11 protein-coding genes are annotated in these 14,562 nt (G+C 73.0%); 5 read left to right on the forward strand and 6 right to left on the reverse strand.

Annotated elements, in window-relative coordinates; genetic code table 11:
• Positions 1 to 7: 7 nt before the first annotated feature.
• On the reverse strand, positions 8 to 2,599 hold the full coding sequence (locus MTF65_RS16780; RefSeq protein WP_243629513.1) for an ABC transporter permease: 2,592 nt from the start codon (positions 2,597 to 2,599) through the stop codon (positions 8 to 10).
• Positions 2,596 to 3,372, reverse strand: a complete 777-nt coding sequence (locus MTF65_RS16785; protein WP_279399180.1) for an ABC transporter ATP-binding protein — start codon at positions 3,370 to 3,372, stop codon at positions 2,596 to 2,598. The genes MTF65_RS16780 and MTF65_RS16785 overlap by 4 nt, the downstream gene beginning before the upstream one ends.
• Before the next feature lie 345 nt (positions 3,373 to 3,717).
• Between MTF65_RS16785 and MTF65_RS16790 the strand changes: the two genes are divergently transcribed.
• Both MTF65_RS16790 and MTF65_RS16795 read left to right on the forward strand, forming a co-directional pair.
• Positions 3,718 to 5,319, forward strand: coding sequence for an MFS transporter (locus MTF65_RS16790; protein WP_243629515.1), 1,602 nt, complete (start codon positions 3,718 to 3,720; stop codon positions 5,317 to 5,319).
• Positions 5,320 to 5,416: 97 nt separating this feature from the next.
• Positions 5,417 to 6,310, forward strand: coding sequence for a hypothetical protein (locus MTF65_RS16795; protein ID WP_243629516.1), 894 nt, complete (start codon positions 5,417 to 5,419; stop codon positions 6,308 to 6,310).
• On the opposite strand, the gene MTF65_RS16800 is transcribed toward MTF65_RS16795, so the two are convergent.
• Complete coding sequence (locus MTF65_RS16800; RefSeq protein WP_243629517.1) at positions 6,307 to 6,876, reverse strand: ABATE domain-containing protein; 570 nt, start codon at positions 6,874 to 6,876, stop codon at positions 6,307 to 6,309. The genes MTF65_RS16795 and MTF65_RS16800 overlap by 4 nt on opposite strands.
• An 81-nt stretch (positions 6,877 to 6,957) precedes the next feature.
• On the opposite strand from MTF65_RS16800, the gene MTF65_RS16805 reads away from it, so the two are divergent.
• Entirely contained in the window at positions 6,958 to 7,833 is an 876-nt protein-coding gene (locus tag MTF65_RS16805) for an alpha/beta fold hydrolase (RefSeq protein WP_243629518.1), read from the forward strand.
• 228 nt (positions 7,834 to 8,061) lie between these two features.
• On the opposite strand, the gene MTF65_RS16810 is transcribed toward MTF65_RS16805, so the two are convergent.
• The 3 genes from MTF65_RS16810 to MTF65_RS16820 all read right to left on the reverse strand — a co-directional run bounded on the left by MTF65_RS16810 (position 8,062) and on the right by MTF65_RS16820 (position 12,808).
• Positions 8,062 to 8,943, reverse strand: a complete 882-nt coding sequence (locus MTF65_RS16810) for a DivIVA domain-containing protein (protein ID WP_243629519.1) — start codon at positions 8,941 to 8,943, stop codon at positions 8,062 to 8,064.
• A 168-nt stretch (positions 8,944 to 9,111) separates the two neighbouring features.
• Positions 9,112 to 11,787 (reverse strand): SUKH-4 family immunity protein, encoded by a 2,676-nt coding sequence (locus tag MTF65_RS16815; RefSeq protein WP_243629520.1) that lies wholly within the window; start codon positions 11,785 to 11,787, stop codon positions 9,112 to 9,114.
• Positions 11,788 to 11,794: 7 nt separating this feature from the next.
• A complete protein-coding gene (locus MTF65_RS16820) occupies positions 11,795 to 12,808 on the reverse strand; it encodes an SMI1/KNR4 family protein (protein ID WP_243629521.1) in 1,014 nt (337 codons plus the stop codon).
• 228 nt (positions 12,809 to 13,036) lie between these two features.
• On the opposite strand from MTF65_RS16820, the gene MTF65_RS16825 reads away from it, so the two are divergent.
• Positions 13,037 to 13,618, forward strand: a complete 582-nt coding sequence (locus MTF65_RS16825; protein WP_243629522.1) for a YwqJ-related putative deaminase — start codon at positions 13,037 to 13,039, stop codon at positions 13,616 to 13,618.
• A gap of 11 nt (positions 13,619 to 13,629) precedes the next feature.
• A complete protein-coding gene (locus MTF65_RS16830; RefSeq protein WP_243629523.1) occupies positions 13,630 to 14,148 on the forward strand; it encodes an SUKH-3 domain-containing protein in 519 nt (172 codons plus the stop codon).
• Positions 14,149 to 14,562: the final 414 nt, after the last annotated feature.

The raw sequence follows: 14,562 nt of genomic DNA on the forward strand, positions 1-14,562 counted from the left end.
GGCGGAGCTACTCGCTCGCGATCGCGTTCAGGACGTTCATCCGGCCCGCCCGGAACGCCGGGACCAGCGCGGCGAACAGGCCCACGAAGGCCGATCCGACGAACACCCCGATGATCGTCGACCACGGGATCTCCAGGACCTTCAGGCCCTCCAGCGCCAGTAGCTGCTGCGCCGTCGCGCCCCAGCCCATGCCCAGGCCGAGGCCGAGGAGGGCGCCGAAGAGGGCGATGACCACCGACTCCAGGCGGATCATGCGGCGCAGCTGGCGGCGGGAGAGGCCGATGGCGCGCATCAGGCCGATCTCGCGGGTCCGCTCGACCACCGAGAGGGCCAGGGTGTTCACGACACCCAGCACCGCGACGATGATCGCGAGGGCGAGGAGCCCGTAGACCATGTTCAGCAACTGGCCGACCTGGTCCTTCAGGGCCTGCTTGTAGTCGGCCTGGTTGAGCACCTTGTACTGCGGGTACTCCGCCAGCGCCGCCTTGACGGCCGTGTACGCGGCGTCGCTCTGGCCCTCGGCGGCCGTGGCCAGCAGCATGAACGGCCGCGGCATCCGGTCGGCCGGCACGAACTGCTCGGCGGTCGCGGTGCTGACGTACATCACGCCCTTGTCGAGGTTGCCCTCGTCGGAGGTGATCGCGGCGACCTTCAGCTTGGTGGTCCGGCCGCCGGTGAACGCGACCGTCATCTCGTCGCCGACCTTGATGTGGTGCGCGTCGGCGTAGATCGAGCCGACCGACATCGCGCCGTTCCCGTACGCCGCCGCGTGCTCGCCGGCGATCATCTTGCGCCGGACGTCCTGGGCGTAGGTGGGGTCGGTGACGCTCAGCCCGCCGTCCTCGACGGAGCCGTCGGGAGCGGTGACCTCGGCCTCCACCTCCCGGTAGGCGGTGACGTGGTCGAGGCCCTTGGTCTGGCGCATCGCCTGCTCGGCCTGCGGCATGACCGGCTGCCCGGTCTGCGACTGGACGATGTAGTCCGCGCCCACCGACTTGTCGAGCTCGTCGGTGGCCGAGGCCACCATCGAGGAGCCGACCACCGACAGGCAGGCGACCAGCGCCAGGCCGATCATCAGCGCGGCCGCGGTGGCGCCGGTACGGCGCGGGTTGCGCAGCGCGTTGCGCTCGGCGAGCCGGCCGACGGACCCGAAGGGCCGCAGCACCGCGCCGGACAGGAGGCGGACGACGACACCGGCGAGCAGCGGGCCGATCACGATGAAGCCGATGAGGGTGAGGACCACGCCCAGGCCCAGCCACAGCGAACCGGCGGCGGCCTTCTCGGCGGACGCGGCGAGGAACAGGGCCGCGCCGCCGATGCCGGTCAGGACCAGGCCGATGACGGCGCGGATGACGCCGGCCTTCTTGTCACCGGGGGTGCCGGACTCGCGCAGGGCCGCCATCGGGGAGACCTTGCCGGCCCGGCGGGCCGGGACGAAGGCGGAGACGACGGTGACGACGACGCCGAGGACGATGCCGACGACCGGGGTCGTCCAGGCGATGGTCAGGTCGTCGGTGGACAGGTGCATGCCCATCTGGCCCATGAGCTTCATGAGGCCGATGGCCAGGCCCACGCCCGCGCCGACGCCCAGGAGCGAGCCGACGACGCCGAGGAGGAAGGCCTCCAGGACCACCGACTTGAGGACCTGGCCGCTGTCCGCGCCGATGGCGCGCATCAGGCCGATCTCACGGGTGCGCTGGGCGACCAGCATCGAGAAGGTGTTGAAGATGAGGAAGATGCCGACGAGGAAGGCGATCCCCGCGAAGCCGAGCATCACGTACTTCATGACGTCGAGGAAGGAGCCGACGTCCTTGCGGTTGGCGTCCGCGGCCTCCTTGGCCGTCTGGAGCTTGTAGGTGTCGGCGCCGACGGCGGCGAGAGTGCTGGCGATGTGCTGCTTCAGCTGCTCGTCGCTCACCCCGTCCTTGGCGACGACGCTGACGTGCGTGAAGGTGTCCGGGGCGCCGAGCAGCTGCCGCTGCGCGGTGGCGGTGTCGAAGTAGACGACGGCCGCACCCGGGTTGGTCACGGTGAAGGTGGCGATACCGCTGATCTTGGCGCGGATGTCGCCGGTGATGGCGATGGTGCGCAGCTCGTCGCCGAGCCCGAGGTGGTGCTTCTTCGCGGTGTCGGCGTCGACCATCACCTCGGTCGGGCCGCGCGGGGCCTGACCGGAGGTGATCTTCATGGACTTGAGCTCGTTGTCGTTCCAGTTGCCGGCGATGGTCGGGGCGCCGGTGGTCGAGCCCATGTTCTCGTTCTTGGAGTTGACGACCGTGACGGACATCGAGACGACGCCGCCCTCGGCGGACCGCACCCCCTCGGCCTTCTTGACCTGCTCGACGACCGAGCCGGGCAGCGTCTCGGGCTTGCCGCGGTTCGGGTTCTCGTCGCCGTCCTCGGCCGTCTTCGGGGAGACCGTGACATCGGAGCCGGTGACCGCGAACAGCTTCTCGAAGGTGGTGTTCATGGTGTCGGTGAACACCAGGGTGCCGCAGACGAAGGCGACGGAGAGCATGACGGCGACGGCGGACAGCGCCATGCGGCCCTTGTGCGCGATGAAGTTGCGCCGCGAGGTCTTCAGGACGGTGTTGCTCATGAGGTCCGTCCGCGCGCGTCGAAGTCCTTCATCCGGTCGAGGACCTGGTCCGCGGTGGGACCGTACATCTCGTCCACGATCCGGCCGTCGGCGAGGAAGATGACGCGGTCCGCGTACGAGGCGGCGACCGGGTCGTGCGTGACCATGACGATGGTCTGGCCGAGCTCGTCCACCGAGCGGCGCAGGAAGCCGAGGACCTCCGCGCCGGCCCGGGAGTCCAGGTTTCCGGTCGGCTCGTCCCCGAAGATGATCTGCGGGCGGGCGGCGAGGGCGCGGGCGACCGCCACGCGCTGCTGCTGGCCGCCGGAGAGCTCGGTCGGGCGGTGCTTGAGGCGGCCCGCGAGGCCGACCGTCTCGACGACCCGGTTCAGCCACTCCGCGTCGGGCTTGCGGCCCGCTATGTCCATGGGGAGCGTGATGTTCTCCAGGGCGTTCAGCGTGGGCAGCAGGTTGAACGCCTGGAAGATGAAGCCGATCCGGTCGCGCCGCAGCTGGGTGAGCTTCTTGTCCTTCAGCCCGGTGATCTCGGTGTCGTCGAGGTGGATCTGGCCGCTGGTGACGGTGTCGAGACCGGCGAGGCAGTGCATCAGCGTGGACTTGCCGGAGCCGGACGGGCCCATGATCGCGGTGAACTGGCCGCGCATGATGTCCACGTCCACGTCGTCGAGGGCGACGACGCGCGTCTCACCGGAGCCGTAGGCCTTGACGACCTTCCGCGCCCGGGCCGCGACGGCTGCATGGCCCCCAGTACCCCCGTGCCTGGTTTCGGTCATAGCCGTTGTCACGGTGCTTCTCCTCGTTCGATGCGTACGCACGTGTGTCGCCGCTGTGGATGGAAAGTCTGGTGCGCGGGAGGTGTCCGGCGCGCTGGTGCTCATCGCCGTATCCACCCTGGGGTTAACCCCACCCCCGAGCTCCCGCCCCCCGCCTATGCATCAGTTAAAGACGTGCGGGGCCGCCGCACCTCCTCCGCCGGGACGAGACAGCCATGGCTCTTTGTGAGGAGCAACCCTTAGGGGCCGTCCACCCTTTGGGCGATCCGCCCTGGGGGATACCGCCCGTACGCCCCGGATGAGAAGGTGTTCCCCGGCATATGCGTGCACGATGAAAGGACTTCGGTGGGGACAGAGGGGACAGAGGAGAGCGCCGACCACATACCCGGGCCCGCGGTGTCGGCCGACGGCGGGACGGCCGCGGCCGGCGACACCGCGGCTGCCGGGTCCCCGCCCGGGCGGCCGCCCACGCCGGTGGTCCTGTCCCTGATGCTCGGCATGGCCCTCGTCGCCCTCGACACCAGCATCGTCTCCACCGTCGTACCCCAGATCGTCGGCGACCTCGGCGGCTTCTCCGTCTTCTCCTGGCTCTTCTCCGGGTACCTCCTCGCCGTCACCGTCACCCTCCCCGTCTACGGGAAGCTGTCCGACACCTTCGGCCGCAAGCCCGTACTGCTCTTCGGCATCGCCCTGTTCCTCGTCGGCTCCCTGCTGTGCGCGTCCGCCTGGAACATGGCCGCGCTCATCGCCTTCCGGATCGTCCAGGGGCTGGGCGGCGGCGCCCTCCAGGGCACCGTGCAGACCCTGGCCGCCGACCTGTACCCGCTGAAGGACCGGCCCAGGATCCAGGCCCGGATGTCCGCCGTCTGGGCCACCGCCGCCGTCGCGGGCCCGGGCATCGGCGGACTGCTCGCCTCGTACGCGAACTGGCGCTGGATCTTCCTGCTCAACCTGCCGCTGGCCGGAGCGGCCCTGTGGATGATCGCCCGCCACCTGGTCGAGCCCGTACGCTCCCCCGCGCGCCGGGGCCCCATCGACTGGGCCGGGGCCCTCGGCATCTTCGCCTGCGGCGGCCTGCTGCTGTTCGCCCTGGTGCAGGGCGGGGTCGCCTGGCCCTGGCTGTCCGCGCCCTCGCTCGGACTGCTGGGCGCGAGCGCCGTCCTGGCCGCGGTGGTGTTCTGGGTGGAACGCCGGACCGAGGAACCGATCCTGCCGGGATGGGTGTGGCGCCGGCGCACCATCGCCGCCGTCAACCTGGCCCTGGGGGCGCTCGGCCTGCTGATGGTCGCCCCGATGCTGTTCGTCCCGACCTACGCCCAGTCCGTACTCGGCCTCAGCCCGACCGCCGCCGGGTTCGTCATGTCCACCATGACCCTGAGCTGGCCCATCTCCGCCGCCCTGAGCCAGCACGTCTACCGGCGCATCGGCTTCCGCAACACCGCCGTCGTCGGCAGCTCCCTCGCCGCCGTGATCCTGTTCTCCTTCACCCTGCTGCCCCCGCACGCCGAACCCTGGCAGCCCGCCCTCATCATGCTGCTGCTGGGCGGCGCGCTGGGGCTGTGCCAGCTCCCGCTGATCATCGGGGTCCAGTCCACGGTGGGCTGGGCGGAACGCGGGACGGCGACCGCCTCCATCCTGTTCTCCCGGCAGGTCGGCCAGAGCGTGGGGGCAGCCCTGCTCGGGGCCGTCGCCAACGCGACCATCGCCGCACGCCTCGCGGACGCGCCCATGCCCGGGCTCCCCGACAAGCTGGACGACGTGACCAAGGCCCTGGACGACCCCGGCTCGCTGCCCGCGGCCGCCGCCGACTATCTGCGCGAGGCCGTGGCCGCCGCCGTGGACCACACCTTCCTCGGCGCGACGGCCGCCGCCGTACTGGCGCTGCTGGCCCTCCTGTTGGTGGCGCCGAGGCGGTTCCCGGTCCTGCCCGAGCAGCGCGAGGAGTAACCGGGCGGAGCCTCGGGACGGCCGGCCCCGGGCCTCGGGTTGTCATGGACCGGGCGAGGGGGTATGTCTCTGCAGAGACCTGATCCGGGGGGACGACATGGCTTCCGCACTCTTCACACTCTTCGCACTCGCGCTGCTGGCCGCCGTGGCCGTTCCGATCGGCCTGCGCCTGCGCCGCGCCCCGGGATTCGTCACCGGCCGCGACGGCCGGCTGTCCACCTCCACCACCGTGGCCCTGGCCTGGACGGTGATCCTCGTCTGGCTGCTGCTCGCGATCCTCGCGTACGGGCTCACGGCCGGCGGCGGCGCCGGCTGGTTCCGGGGGGAGCACGGCCCGCTCTCCTCGCTGACGACGGTGTACCTGCCGCTACTCGGGGGCCCGTACGTGGCGCTGATCGCCGCCAAGGCCGTCGTCGGGATCCGCGTCGAGAACGGCACGATGGCCAAGCCCGCTCCCCGGCCCACCGCGGACGGCCGGCGGCCGCTGCGGGAGCTGATCGCGAACGACGCCGGGCGCACCGACCTCGTCGACCTCCAGTACGTCGCCCTCAGCGCGGTCACGATGCTCTACGTCGTGCTGTTCTTCCTCTCCGACGTGGGCGCGGGCCTGCCGAAGCTGCCCGAGGAGATCTGGGCCCTGACGGGCGCTCCGGCGGGGGCGTACCTGGTGAACAAGATGGCCACCCGCGCCAACCCGGTGATCACGCACGTGACGGTGTCGGGCGCGACCCTGACGGTGGCCGGCGGCGGCTTCACCCCGGACCCCTCCGGGACCCCGGCGCGGGTCACGGTGGACGACACCGCGGTGGCGACCACCTCCGACCCCCTGACCGGGTCCCTGACCGGGACCCTCCCGCAGGGAGCGGCGGGCCCGTTCACGGTGGTGGTCACCTCCCGCGGCCTGCGCAGCGACCCGTACCACTACGAACCGACCGCCCCCAAGATCCCCGCCCCGGCCCCGCCGGCCGCCGACCGGGACAGCGCGAGCTAAGCGGTCTCGGCGCCCTTCGCGTGGCGGGCGTAATAGCGGGCCACCCGCGCCCGGTTGCCGCAGGCCGACGCCACGCACCAGCGGCGCCGGGGGTGCGCCGGGAGGAACAGCAGGACGCAGTCCGCCCCCTCGCACTCCCGTACCTCCCCCACCCGGGGATCGGCCAGCAGGTCCGCCACCGCCTCGGCCAGCTCGGCGGCGAGCCGCCGGGGCGGCGCGGCCGCCCGGCGCGAGGCCACGGCCAGGCCGGATTCGGCGGTCCAGGCGAGCTCCCGGTGGACGGGCGCGGCCGCCAGCGCCTCGTTCAGCGCGCGCAGCGCCCCGGCCGGGGGCCGCGCACCGCGCCGGACCGCCGCGAGCGCCGGCCCCGCCGCTTCCCGTACGGCATGCACGGCGGCCACCTCCGCCGCGCCCACCGCGGGCAAGGGGGTCACCCGGCCCGCCTGGGCGGCCAGCCACGCCGCCAGCCCCGCCGGATCGGCGATGAGATCGCCGACGCCCGCAGGTCGCGTATTGAGCAGGTCCAGGGCCAGGGGCTCACCAACAAGCGGAAAGATCACTGTCACGAAACTAATGCTACCTGCACCACTTGACCCATTTCCCATCTCCAGCAAAACTAATGCCACCGAAGCCACAGGAGGCATGTGATGACCGCCCGCCGCGCCCTTCCGACCGTCCGGCACCGCACCGTCGAGGTGGACGGCGTCCGCGTCGCCTACCGCGAGAGCGGCCCCGCCGACGCCCCCGTCCTGCTGCTCCTGCACGGCTTCCCGACCTCCTCCCACCAGTTCGCCCGCCTGATGGACGCACTCGGCGACACGCCCTTCCGGCTGATCGCCCCGGACTACCCCGGCTTCGGCCGGACCCAGACGCCGCAGGGCTTCACGTACACCTTCGACCGGCTCGCGGACATCGTGGAGGGTTTCACCGACGCGCTCGGCCTGGACCGCTTCGCGCTGTACGTCTTCGACTTCGGCACCCCGGTCGGCCTGCGGATCGCCGCCCGGCGGCCGCAGCGGGTGACCGGCCTGATCGTGCAGAACGGCAACGCGTACGAGGAGGGCCTGTCGGAGGCGGCCCGGGAGTTCATGAGTCTGCGCCGCGAAATCCCCGGCAACGAGGCCCGCATCCGCGCCCTGTTCACCGAGGAGGGCACCCGCTTCCAGTACGAGACGGGCGTCGCGGACACCGCCCTGATCTCCCCCGACAACTGGACCCTGGACCTCCACTACCTCGGCCTGCCCGGGCGCGCCGACGCACAGGCCGACCTGGCCTTCGACTACGCCTCGAACCTCGCCCACTACCCGGCCTGGCAGGCGTGGCTGCGCGCGGCGGACATCCCGGTCCTGGTCGTCTGGGGCGCGGGCGACCCCTTCTTCACCCCGGCGGGCGCGAAGGCGTACCTGCGGGACGCGCCCGACGCCGAGGTCCACATCGTCGAGGACGCGGGCCACTTCGCCCTGGAAACCCACCTCCCCACGATCACCCCCCTGATCGCGACCTTCCTCACCCAACTCCCGTAACAGGCCCCCCAGCCCGGCGACCGGACCAGCGCCGCTGCGCGGAGCCTTTCCCCACCCCGCCCCTTCCCGGCGAACCGGATATGCGGCTCCGCCGCGTGGGGAGCCCCACCCCACCCCCGGCCCCGGCCCACCCCCGCCCCGGGCACCGGCACGCCCGGCCCCGCCCCGCAGGGGACGGCCCACCACCACCCGCCCGGCCAGGGCAAGGGCCCACGTAAAGACCCGGCGTCAGCCCTCGGCAGCGGCCCGCCCCGTCAACGCCGCCAGGCTAGCCCGCACATGGTTCATGTGCGCCCGCATCTCCTCCTGCGACTCCGCATGCTCCCGCAGGATCCGCTCCGTCTCACGCCCCACCCGCTCCTCCCGCACCCGCGCCCGCGCCACCAGCTCCGCGCCCCGCGCCTCCGCGTCCTCCTGCCCGTGCCGCGCCGCCTCCTCCGCCTCCGCGAACCCCCGCCGCGCCTCCGCCAGCCGCGACTCCCCGTACCGCTCCAGCTCCAGCTCCCGCGCCTCCAACTCCTCCTCCCGCCCCGCCAGCTCCCGCTCCGCCGCGTCCCGCCGCTCCACCCGCTCCTGCTCCCGCTCCGCCAGCAACGCCTCCGACTCCCGCCGCATCTGCGTCAACGCCGCCTGCCCCTCCGCCCGCCACGCCGCCGCCGCGTCCCTCGCCTCCGCCCGCACCCCGTCCGCCTCCCGCTGCGCCCGCAGCAGCAACTGCCGCGCCCGCACCTCGGTCTGCTCGCGCACCGCCTCCGCGTCGTGCCGCGCCAGCTCGGCCACCCGGTCCGCGTGCGCCTCGGCCGCACCCTGGATGGCCAGTACGTCCGCCCGCGCGTCCGCCCGTACCGCCTCCGCCTCCTCCTGCGCCAGCAGCAGGATCCGACGGGCGCGCTCGCTCAAGTCCTCGTACGTCTGCGGAGCCAACGCGGACACCGCCTCGCGCAGCCGCCCCGCCTCCGCCTCCATCCGCTTCGCCAGGACCGTCAGCCGCGCCACCCGCTCCCAGGCCTCGTCCCGACTGTCCGACAGTCGCGCGAGATACCGGTCCACCTGCTCCATCCGGTATCCGCGGCCGCGCACGACCGCGAGACCCTGACCGTGAGGTGACATGGGTGCACTCATCCTGGAAGCGCCTCTCTCGCGGGGATTCCCGTCAAGGATGCGTCATTTGCTCCCAGAAGCCGGAATGGCCGGGCCGTGACCCCAAACGAGGGATCCCGACCCGGCCATTCAAGCGATCACCCGATCAACAGGCGCTCGCCGCACGATCAGACACGATCAGAGCAGACCGTCCCACATCTGCTCCAGCAACACCGACCACCAGTTCTCCGGCGAAGCCAGCGCCGCACTGTCCAAGCCCGCCAGATTCGCCTGGAAATCGACGGTCCAGCGCCCCGCCTGCTCAGGCGTCAGATGCTGCCGCAACCGCCACATCTGCCCCAGCATCGCCAGCGACCGCGCGAACTGCGGCAGGCTCGAATTCACGAACTGCGGCGGCACCGGCGCACCACCCGGCCCGGCCTCCACCGGCACCGCCACTATGTGCGCCGTCCCGTACTGCACACACAGCGCCTTGCCGAAGTCACTGCCGACCACCAGGTACGAACCCGCGTCCGACGCCGCCTGCACCTGCCGCTGCGCGGCCAGCTCGGCCAGCGTCGGCACCGGCGCACCCGGCATCGCCTGCGCCCAGAAGAACGGCCCGAAGTCCGCCGGCAGACCCGCCCACACCAGCGTCTGCGCCACGATCTCCGGCACACCCTGACGCGACACGGCCCGCTGCTCGAAACGGAACACGCCCTGCGGACCGAACGCCGCCACCAGCTCCTGGCCGATCGCCTCCAGCGCGATCGCCGGCTGCAACGGCACCTGCGGCAGCGGCGCCCGTACCGGCGCGGGGCGCGCCGGACCGTCCGCCACCTGGTGCAGCTCACCCTGGTGGGTCAGCAGATGCCGCATCCCCTGCTGACGGCCCGCGTGGTCCTTGCCGTACGGGGCCACGCTGGTGATCCGGACCTGCGGCCAGGTCTCCCGGATCATCCGGGCGCAGTAACCGCCGGGCAGCTCACACGACTCCAGCTCGGTGTGCAGCTCCAGCACCTGCTGCGGCGGCACGTTCATGGACCGCAGCTCGTACAGGATCTGCCACTCCGGGTGCGGGGTACCGGGCGCCGAACGGCGGATGAGCTGCTGCTCGGAGCCGTCCGGCCCCCGGTAACGCAGTACGGCCTGGTAGCCGGGGCCGACCGTGGGCGCACCACCGGGCGCGGCGGGCTGCGCCGCGGGACCGGGACCAGGCCCGGGAGCCTGCGGCGCCGGACCGGGAGCACCGGGCGCACCGGGCGGCCCGGGCGGCTGCGGTACGCCGGGACCGGCCAGCATCGTCGCGGCGTGATGCGCCCCGCCACCCGGAGCACCGGGCGGGCCGGGAGGCTGGATGACGGCGGGACCCGCCAGCATCGTCGCCGCATGATCGAGCCCGCCACCAGGAGCCCCCGGAGCACCGGGCGGACCAGGAGGCGTCGGCGCACCAGGCGCACCGGGCGGCCCGGGCGGCTGCGGTACGCCGGGACCGGCCAGCATCGTCGCGGCATGGTGCGCCCCGCCGCCGGGAGCCCCGGGCGGGCCGGGAGGCGCGGGAACACCGGGCGCACCCGGCGCGCCCGGCGGGCGGGGAGCCTGCACGACGGCCGGACCCGCCAGCATCGTCGCCGCATGATCGAGCCCGCCACCAGGAGCCCCCGGAGCACCGGGCGGACCAGGAGGCGTCGGCGCACCGGGAGCGCCCGGCGGGCGGGGAGGCTGCACGACGGCCGGACCCGCCAGCATCGTCGCCGCATGGTCCAGCCCGCCACCAGGGGGCCCGGGCGGCGTCGGCACACCCGGCGCACCGGGGGCACCGGGCGGACCCGGCGGCACCACCGGCGGCCTGCCGGACGCGCCGGCGCCCGCGCCCGCCGCACCCGGCCGGGAAACCCGGGCCTTGCTCGTCGGAGCGTCGGCGATGTCCGCCGGTCCCGCCACGACGGCGGGCGCGATCGCCGTCGCCGGCAGCTGGCTGCCCCCCGCCATCAGGGTGGTCTTCGCCTCCGGGGCGGCCCCGGCCGACGGCGCGTCCTCCACGTCCGACCCGGACAGCGCCGGCGCGAACACGGTCGCGGGCAGCGGCACGGACGCGTCGTCCGCACCGGAGTTCACATCGGTCCCCGCCCACGGCGTGGACCCGGCCGGAACCCCGTCGTTGGCGGTCGGCTCGTACGGCACCTCACCGCCACGCCGCAACGGCACCGCGTCGACCGGCGCCGGCACGGGCGCGGGCGCCGGAGCCGGGGGCGACGCCGGGGACGAAGCCGCCACGGCCTCGGCCCGCTCGGCGTCCGCAGCCCCCGCGACGGCAGCCGCAGGAGCCGCGACCGGATCCGAAGAAGCCGACGAAGCCGGGGCCGACGGAGCCGAGGAAACCTGCGAACCCGAGGCGGAAGAAGCCTGCGCACCCGAAGGACCCGAGGCACCCGAGGCAGCCGAATCCCGCGCAGCCGCAGCCGGAGCCGGAGCCGAGGAAGCCATCGGCGCCGGCGGAATCCCCGCCCGGTCCGCCGCCTCCTGCAACCACTCCGGCGGACTCAGCATGAACGAGGTCTGCTCCGCGTCGATCCGCGGCGTCGGCACCGAAACCTCCGCCACCGGCGCCACGGCCGCCCCGTACTCCTCCTCGTACCGCCGGATCACCTCACCCACCGGCAACCCCGGCCACAGCGTCACCTCCCCGCTGTCCCGCGCGATGACCAGCCGCTGCCGCCCACCACCGGACACCGGACCCGCCGCACGGTCCTCCGCCCACACCACGAACCCGAGCCCGAACTCCCGCACCCGCACCTCCCGGTGCTGATACGCGGGCACGTCCCCGTTGATCCACTCCTCGGCGCGCTCCTGCGCCTGTGCAAACGTCACCATCGCGCCGTCACCCTTCCACCGGTGCCGTACCCGGCCCCGCAACCGACCCGGCCAAGGGAACCGAGCGCGCGAATCCGCCGTCCACCATCAGACCAGCCACCGTCTCCAGCTCGGACGGGTTGCCCGCCAACCGCTCAAGAAAGGCGTCGAAATCGGCACCGCACGGCAGCAACAGCCGCTCCACGCGCTCCCGCACCGACCAGCCGTCCCGGTCGCGTGCGTCGTCGTACGGGGAGAACCACACCGAGCCGACGCCCTCGCCCCTCACCTTCACCGCGAGCAGCCCGCCCTGGACGAAGGCCACACACAGGTAATCCTTCGTCAGATGGTCCCGCAGACACTTGTTGACGTAGACCAGGTCATTGACCGCCGCCTGCTCACGCACCGTGAAGAACGGCTGGTCCACCAGCACACCCAGCTCCACGTCCAGCCCCGCACCCACCGGCGCACAGCCGCCCGCGGCCTTCAGGAAGGCGCGGTACGCCTCCGGCAGCCGGTACCCGAGATCCTCCTCGACACCCTGCACCTGCTGCTCCGACACCGACACCACCGACTTCGGCAGCCCCAGATGCACCGGACGCACCTCCTGCAACGCCCGCGTCCCACGCTTCTCGTGGTCCACCGGCGCCGTCGTCAGCCCCGCGTGATGCCGCAGCAACGCCTTCACCTCGACCGGCACCAGCTCCATGCGGCGAGAACCAGCCACGTGATGCCACGTCCAGCCATGCGGCGTCGCCACCGCGCCCACCGTGTCCCACAACGCGTGACCGGCCGCACGCATCGCCGCGTTCGCCGACACGTAGTCCGTCAACCGCAACTCGTCCACGCCGAAACCCTCCGGCGGCTCGGCGATCTCCACCGCGGCACGCGCGTAGGACGCGAAATCGGGATGTCCGTTGCCGTCCATCCGCACACCGTGGGGATGCCGAGCGGCCCGGACCGGGTCCGGGAAATGCACGACCTGCCCCGAATAAGCGGCGTTGGGTGGCGCGGCATGCTGCCCGAGCCGACCTGTCGTCATGGCGGTAGCCCCCTGCTGGATCTGGCTGGTTCACCACAGCCTATGCGGTCCGGCAAGAGGCTCACCCGCCCCCGGCCCACGCACACCCACCAGGGCCGGGAACATCCGAATTAACACGAATATTCGACCCCGCTTCCACACCGCAGAGGACATTTGACAGGCTGTCCCCGCAGCACGGGGGCGTGCGCGACAGCGGCCACCACCGCAGCCACGGGAGGGAAACAGACCATGCAGAACACGGCGACACGCACAGACCCGACACCCGTCGGCGGCAACGCCACACCAGCCGGCCGGACCACCACCGCCGCCGCGACCGCAACCGCAACCGGCGACCCCCGCCTGCGCTGGAGCAACACCGACGGCCCCACCGTCCCCGTACTCCGCTTCCGCCGCGACGGCATCCTCCCCACCGTCGCCGCCGCCCTCTCCGTACGCGGCGAAACCCTCACCGGCACCGCCGGCAAAGCCGACCAGCCACCCGCCCTGCACCCACTCGTCCAGGACTTCCTCGACACCCTCACCAGCGGCCAGCGGGAACGCTTCACCGGACGCTGCCCCGAAGCCATCCTGCTCTCCCGCCACATCACCGCGGTCGAAGGCGCCCGCAGCAAACGCGCCTCCCGCAAACCCCTCACCGCCGGCGAAGCCCGCCGCTCCCTCAAGAACTCCAAAATCACCGCCCGCCGCATCCGCGAAGACGGCGACCCCCTCCACGGCAGCTACGCACCCCCCTGCCGCTCCTGCGACGCCCTCCTCTCCCACTTCGGCGTCCGCTCCATCGACCTCACCCCCGCCCCGCAGAAGGTCTGACGCCACCCACCATGAGCGCCCCCTCCGCCTCCGCCGCGTCCTACGACCGCTCCTCCACCACCCGCTTCCCCGTCGCCGTCGACTCCGCGCTGCGCACCGCCGGCTGGGAACCCGGCCGCTGGGACATCAAGCAGGCCGAATACTGGGCCGACGCCCTGCGCGACCACACCACACCCGCCGGACACCGCCACACCGTCTTCCCCGCCGCCGTCGAGGCCTGGGCCGAATTCGGCGGCCTCCACATCACCGCCCCCGGCCCGGGCCGCCAGATCGCCCCCGTCCCCCTCCACCTCGACCCCCTCACCGGCCTCCACCTCGCCCGCACCTTCGCCGACCTCGGCCGCGCCCTCTCCACCCAGCTCTGCCCCCTCGGCATCGACGCCGACGCCGGCTCCCACCTCGCCATCGACCGCGAAGGCCGCGTCTACGGCATCGACCACACCGGCGACTGGTACCTCGGCGCAGCCCTGGACGAAGCCCTCACCCTCCTCCTGACCGGCCTCCAACCCCCCCGCCTCACCACCACCTGACCCGGCCCCGGCGGTAACCGCGCCCCGCCCCTCGCCAACCCCGAGGGGCGCCACACCCCAGCCCTGTTCCGCCCTGTTCCGCTGGGCCAGTAGTGGGCTGATGCACAAACATGACCTGCGAGGAGAGGCCGTCCGTGCCTCGGGTGAGCCCCCGGCCGCCGGTTCGAGGGTGGTACCAGATACCAAAACACCTTGGAACCGCGGTCCCCACGGCAGTGCTTACAGACACAGCCCCCAGGACCCCCGACCCAAGGGACCCACCGGCCCCCTCGCCCCCTCGCCGCTCGCCACCGCGCCAAAGGGCCCCCGGCCCACCGGCACACCGCCCAGCCGGGACAAGGCGGCCACCGGAACAAGGGGGCTGCCGGCCCACCGGAACACCGGGCAGGGGAGCTACCGGCGCCCCGGGGAACC

The organism is Streptomyces sp. APSN-46.1 (assembly GCF_022815725.1).
GTDB lineage: Bacteria > Actinomycetota > Actinomycetes > Streptomycetales > Streptomycetaceae > Streptomyces.

What these genes read in the sequence shown, in the direction of transcription:
- MTF65_RS16780 (WP_243629513.1), bottom strand. Translation starts at nt 2,599, where the DNA reads ATGAGCAACACCGTCCTGAAGACCTCGCGGCGCAACTTCATCGCGCAC.
- MTF65_RS16795 (WP_243629516.1), top strand. Translation starts at nt 5,417, where the DNA reads ATGGCTTCCGCACTCTTCACACTCTTCGCACTCGCGCTGCTGGCCGCC.
- MTF65_RS16785 (WP_279399180.1), bottom strand. Translation starts at nt 3,372, where the DNA reads ATGACCGAAACCAGGCACGGGGGTACTGGGGGCCATGCAGCCGTCGCG.
- MTF65_RS16830 (WP_243629523.1), top strand. Translation starts at nt 13,630, where the DNA reads ATGAGCGCCCCCTCCGCCTCCGCCGCGTCCTACGACCGCTCCTCCACC.
- MTF65_RS16810 (WP_243629519.1), bottom strand. Translation starts at nt 8,943, where the DNA reads ATGTCACCTCACGGTCAGGGTCTCGCGGTCGTGCGCGGCCGCGGATAC.
- MTF65_RS16820 (WP_243629521.1), bottom strand. Translation starts at nt 12,808, where the DNA reads ATGACGACAGGTCGGCTCGGGCAGCATGCCGCGCCACCCAACGCCGCT.
- MTF65_RS16825 (WP_243629522.1), top strand. Translation starts at nt 13,037, where the DNA reads ATGCAGAACACGGCGACACGCACAGACCCGACACCCGTCGGCGGCAAC.
- MTF65_RS16805 (WP_243629518.1), top strand. Translation starts at nt 6,958, where the DNA reads ATGACCGCCCGCCGCGCCCTTCCGACCGTCCGGCACCGCACCGTCGAG.
- MTF65_RS16815 (WP_243629520.1), bottom strand. Translation starts at nt 11,787, where the DNA reads ATGGTGACGTTTGCACAGGCGCAGGAGCGCGCCGAGGAGTGGATCAAC.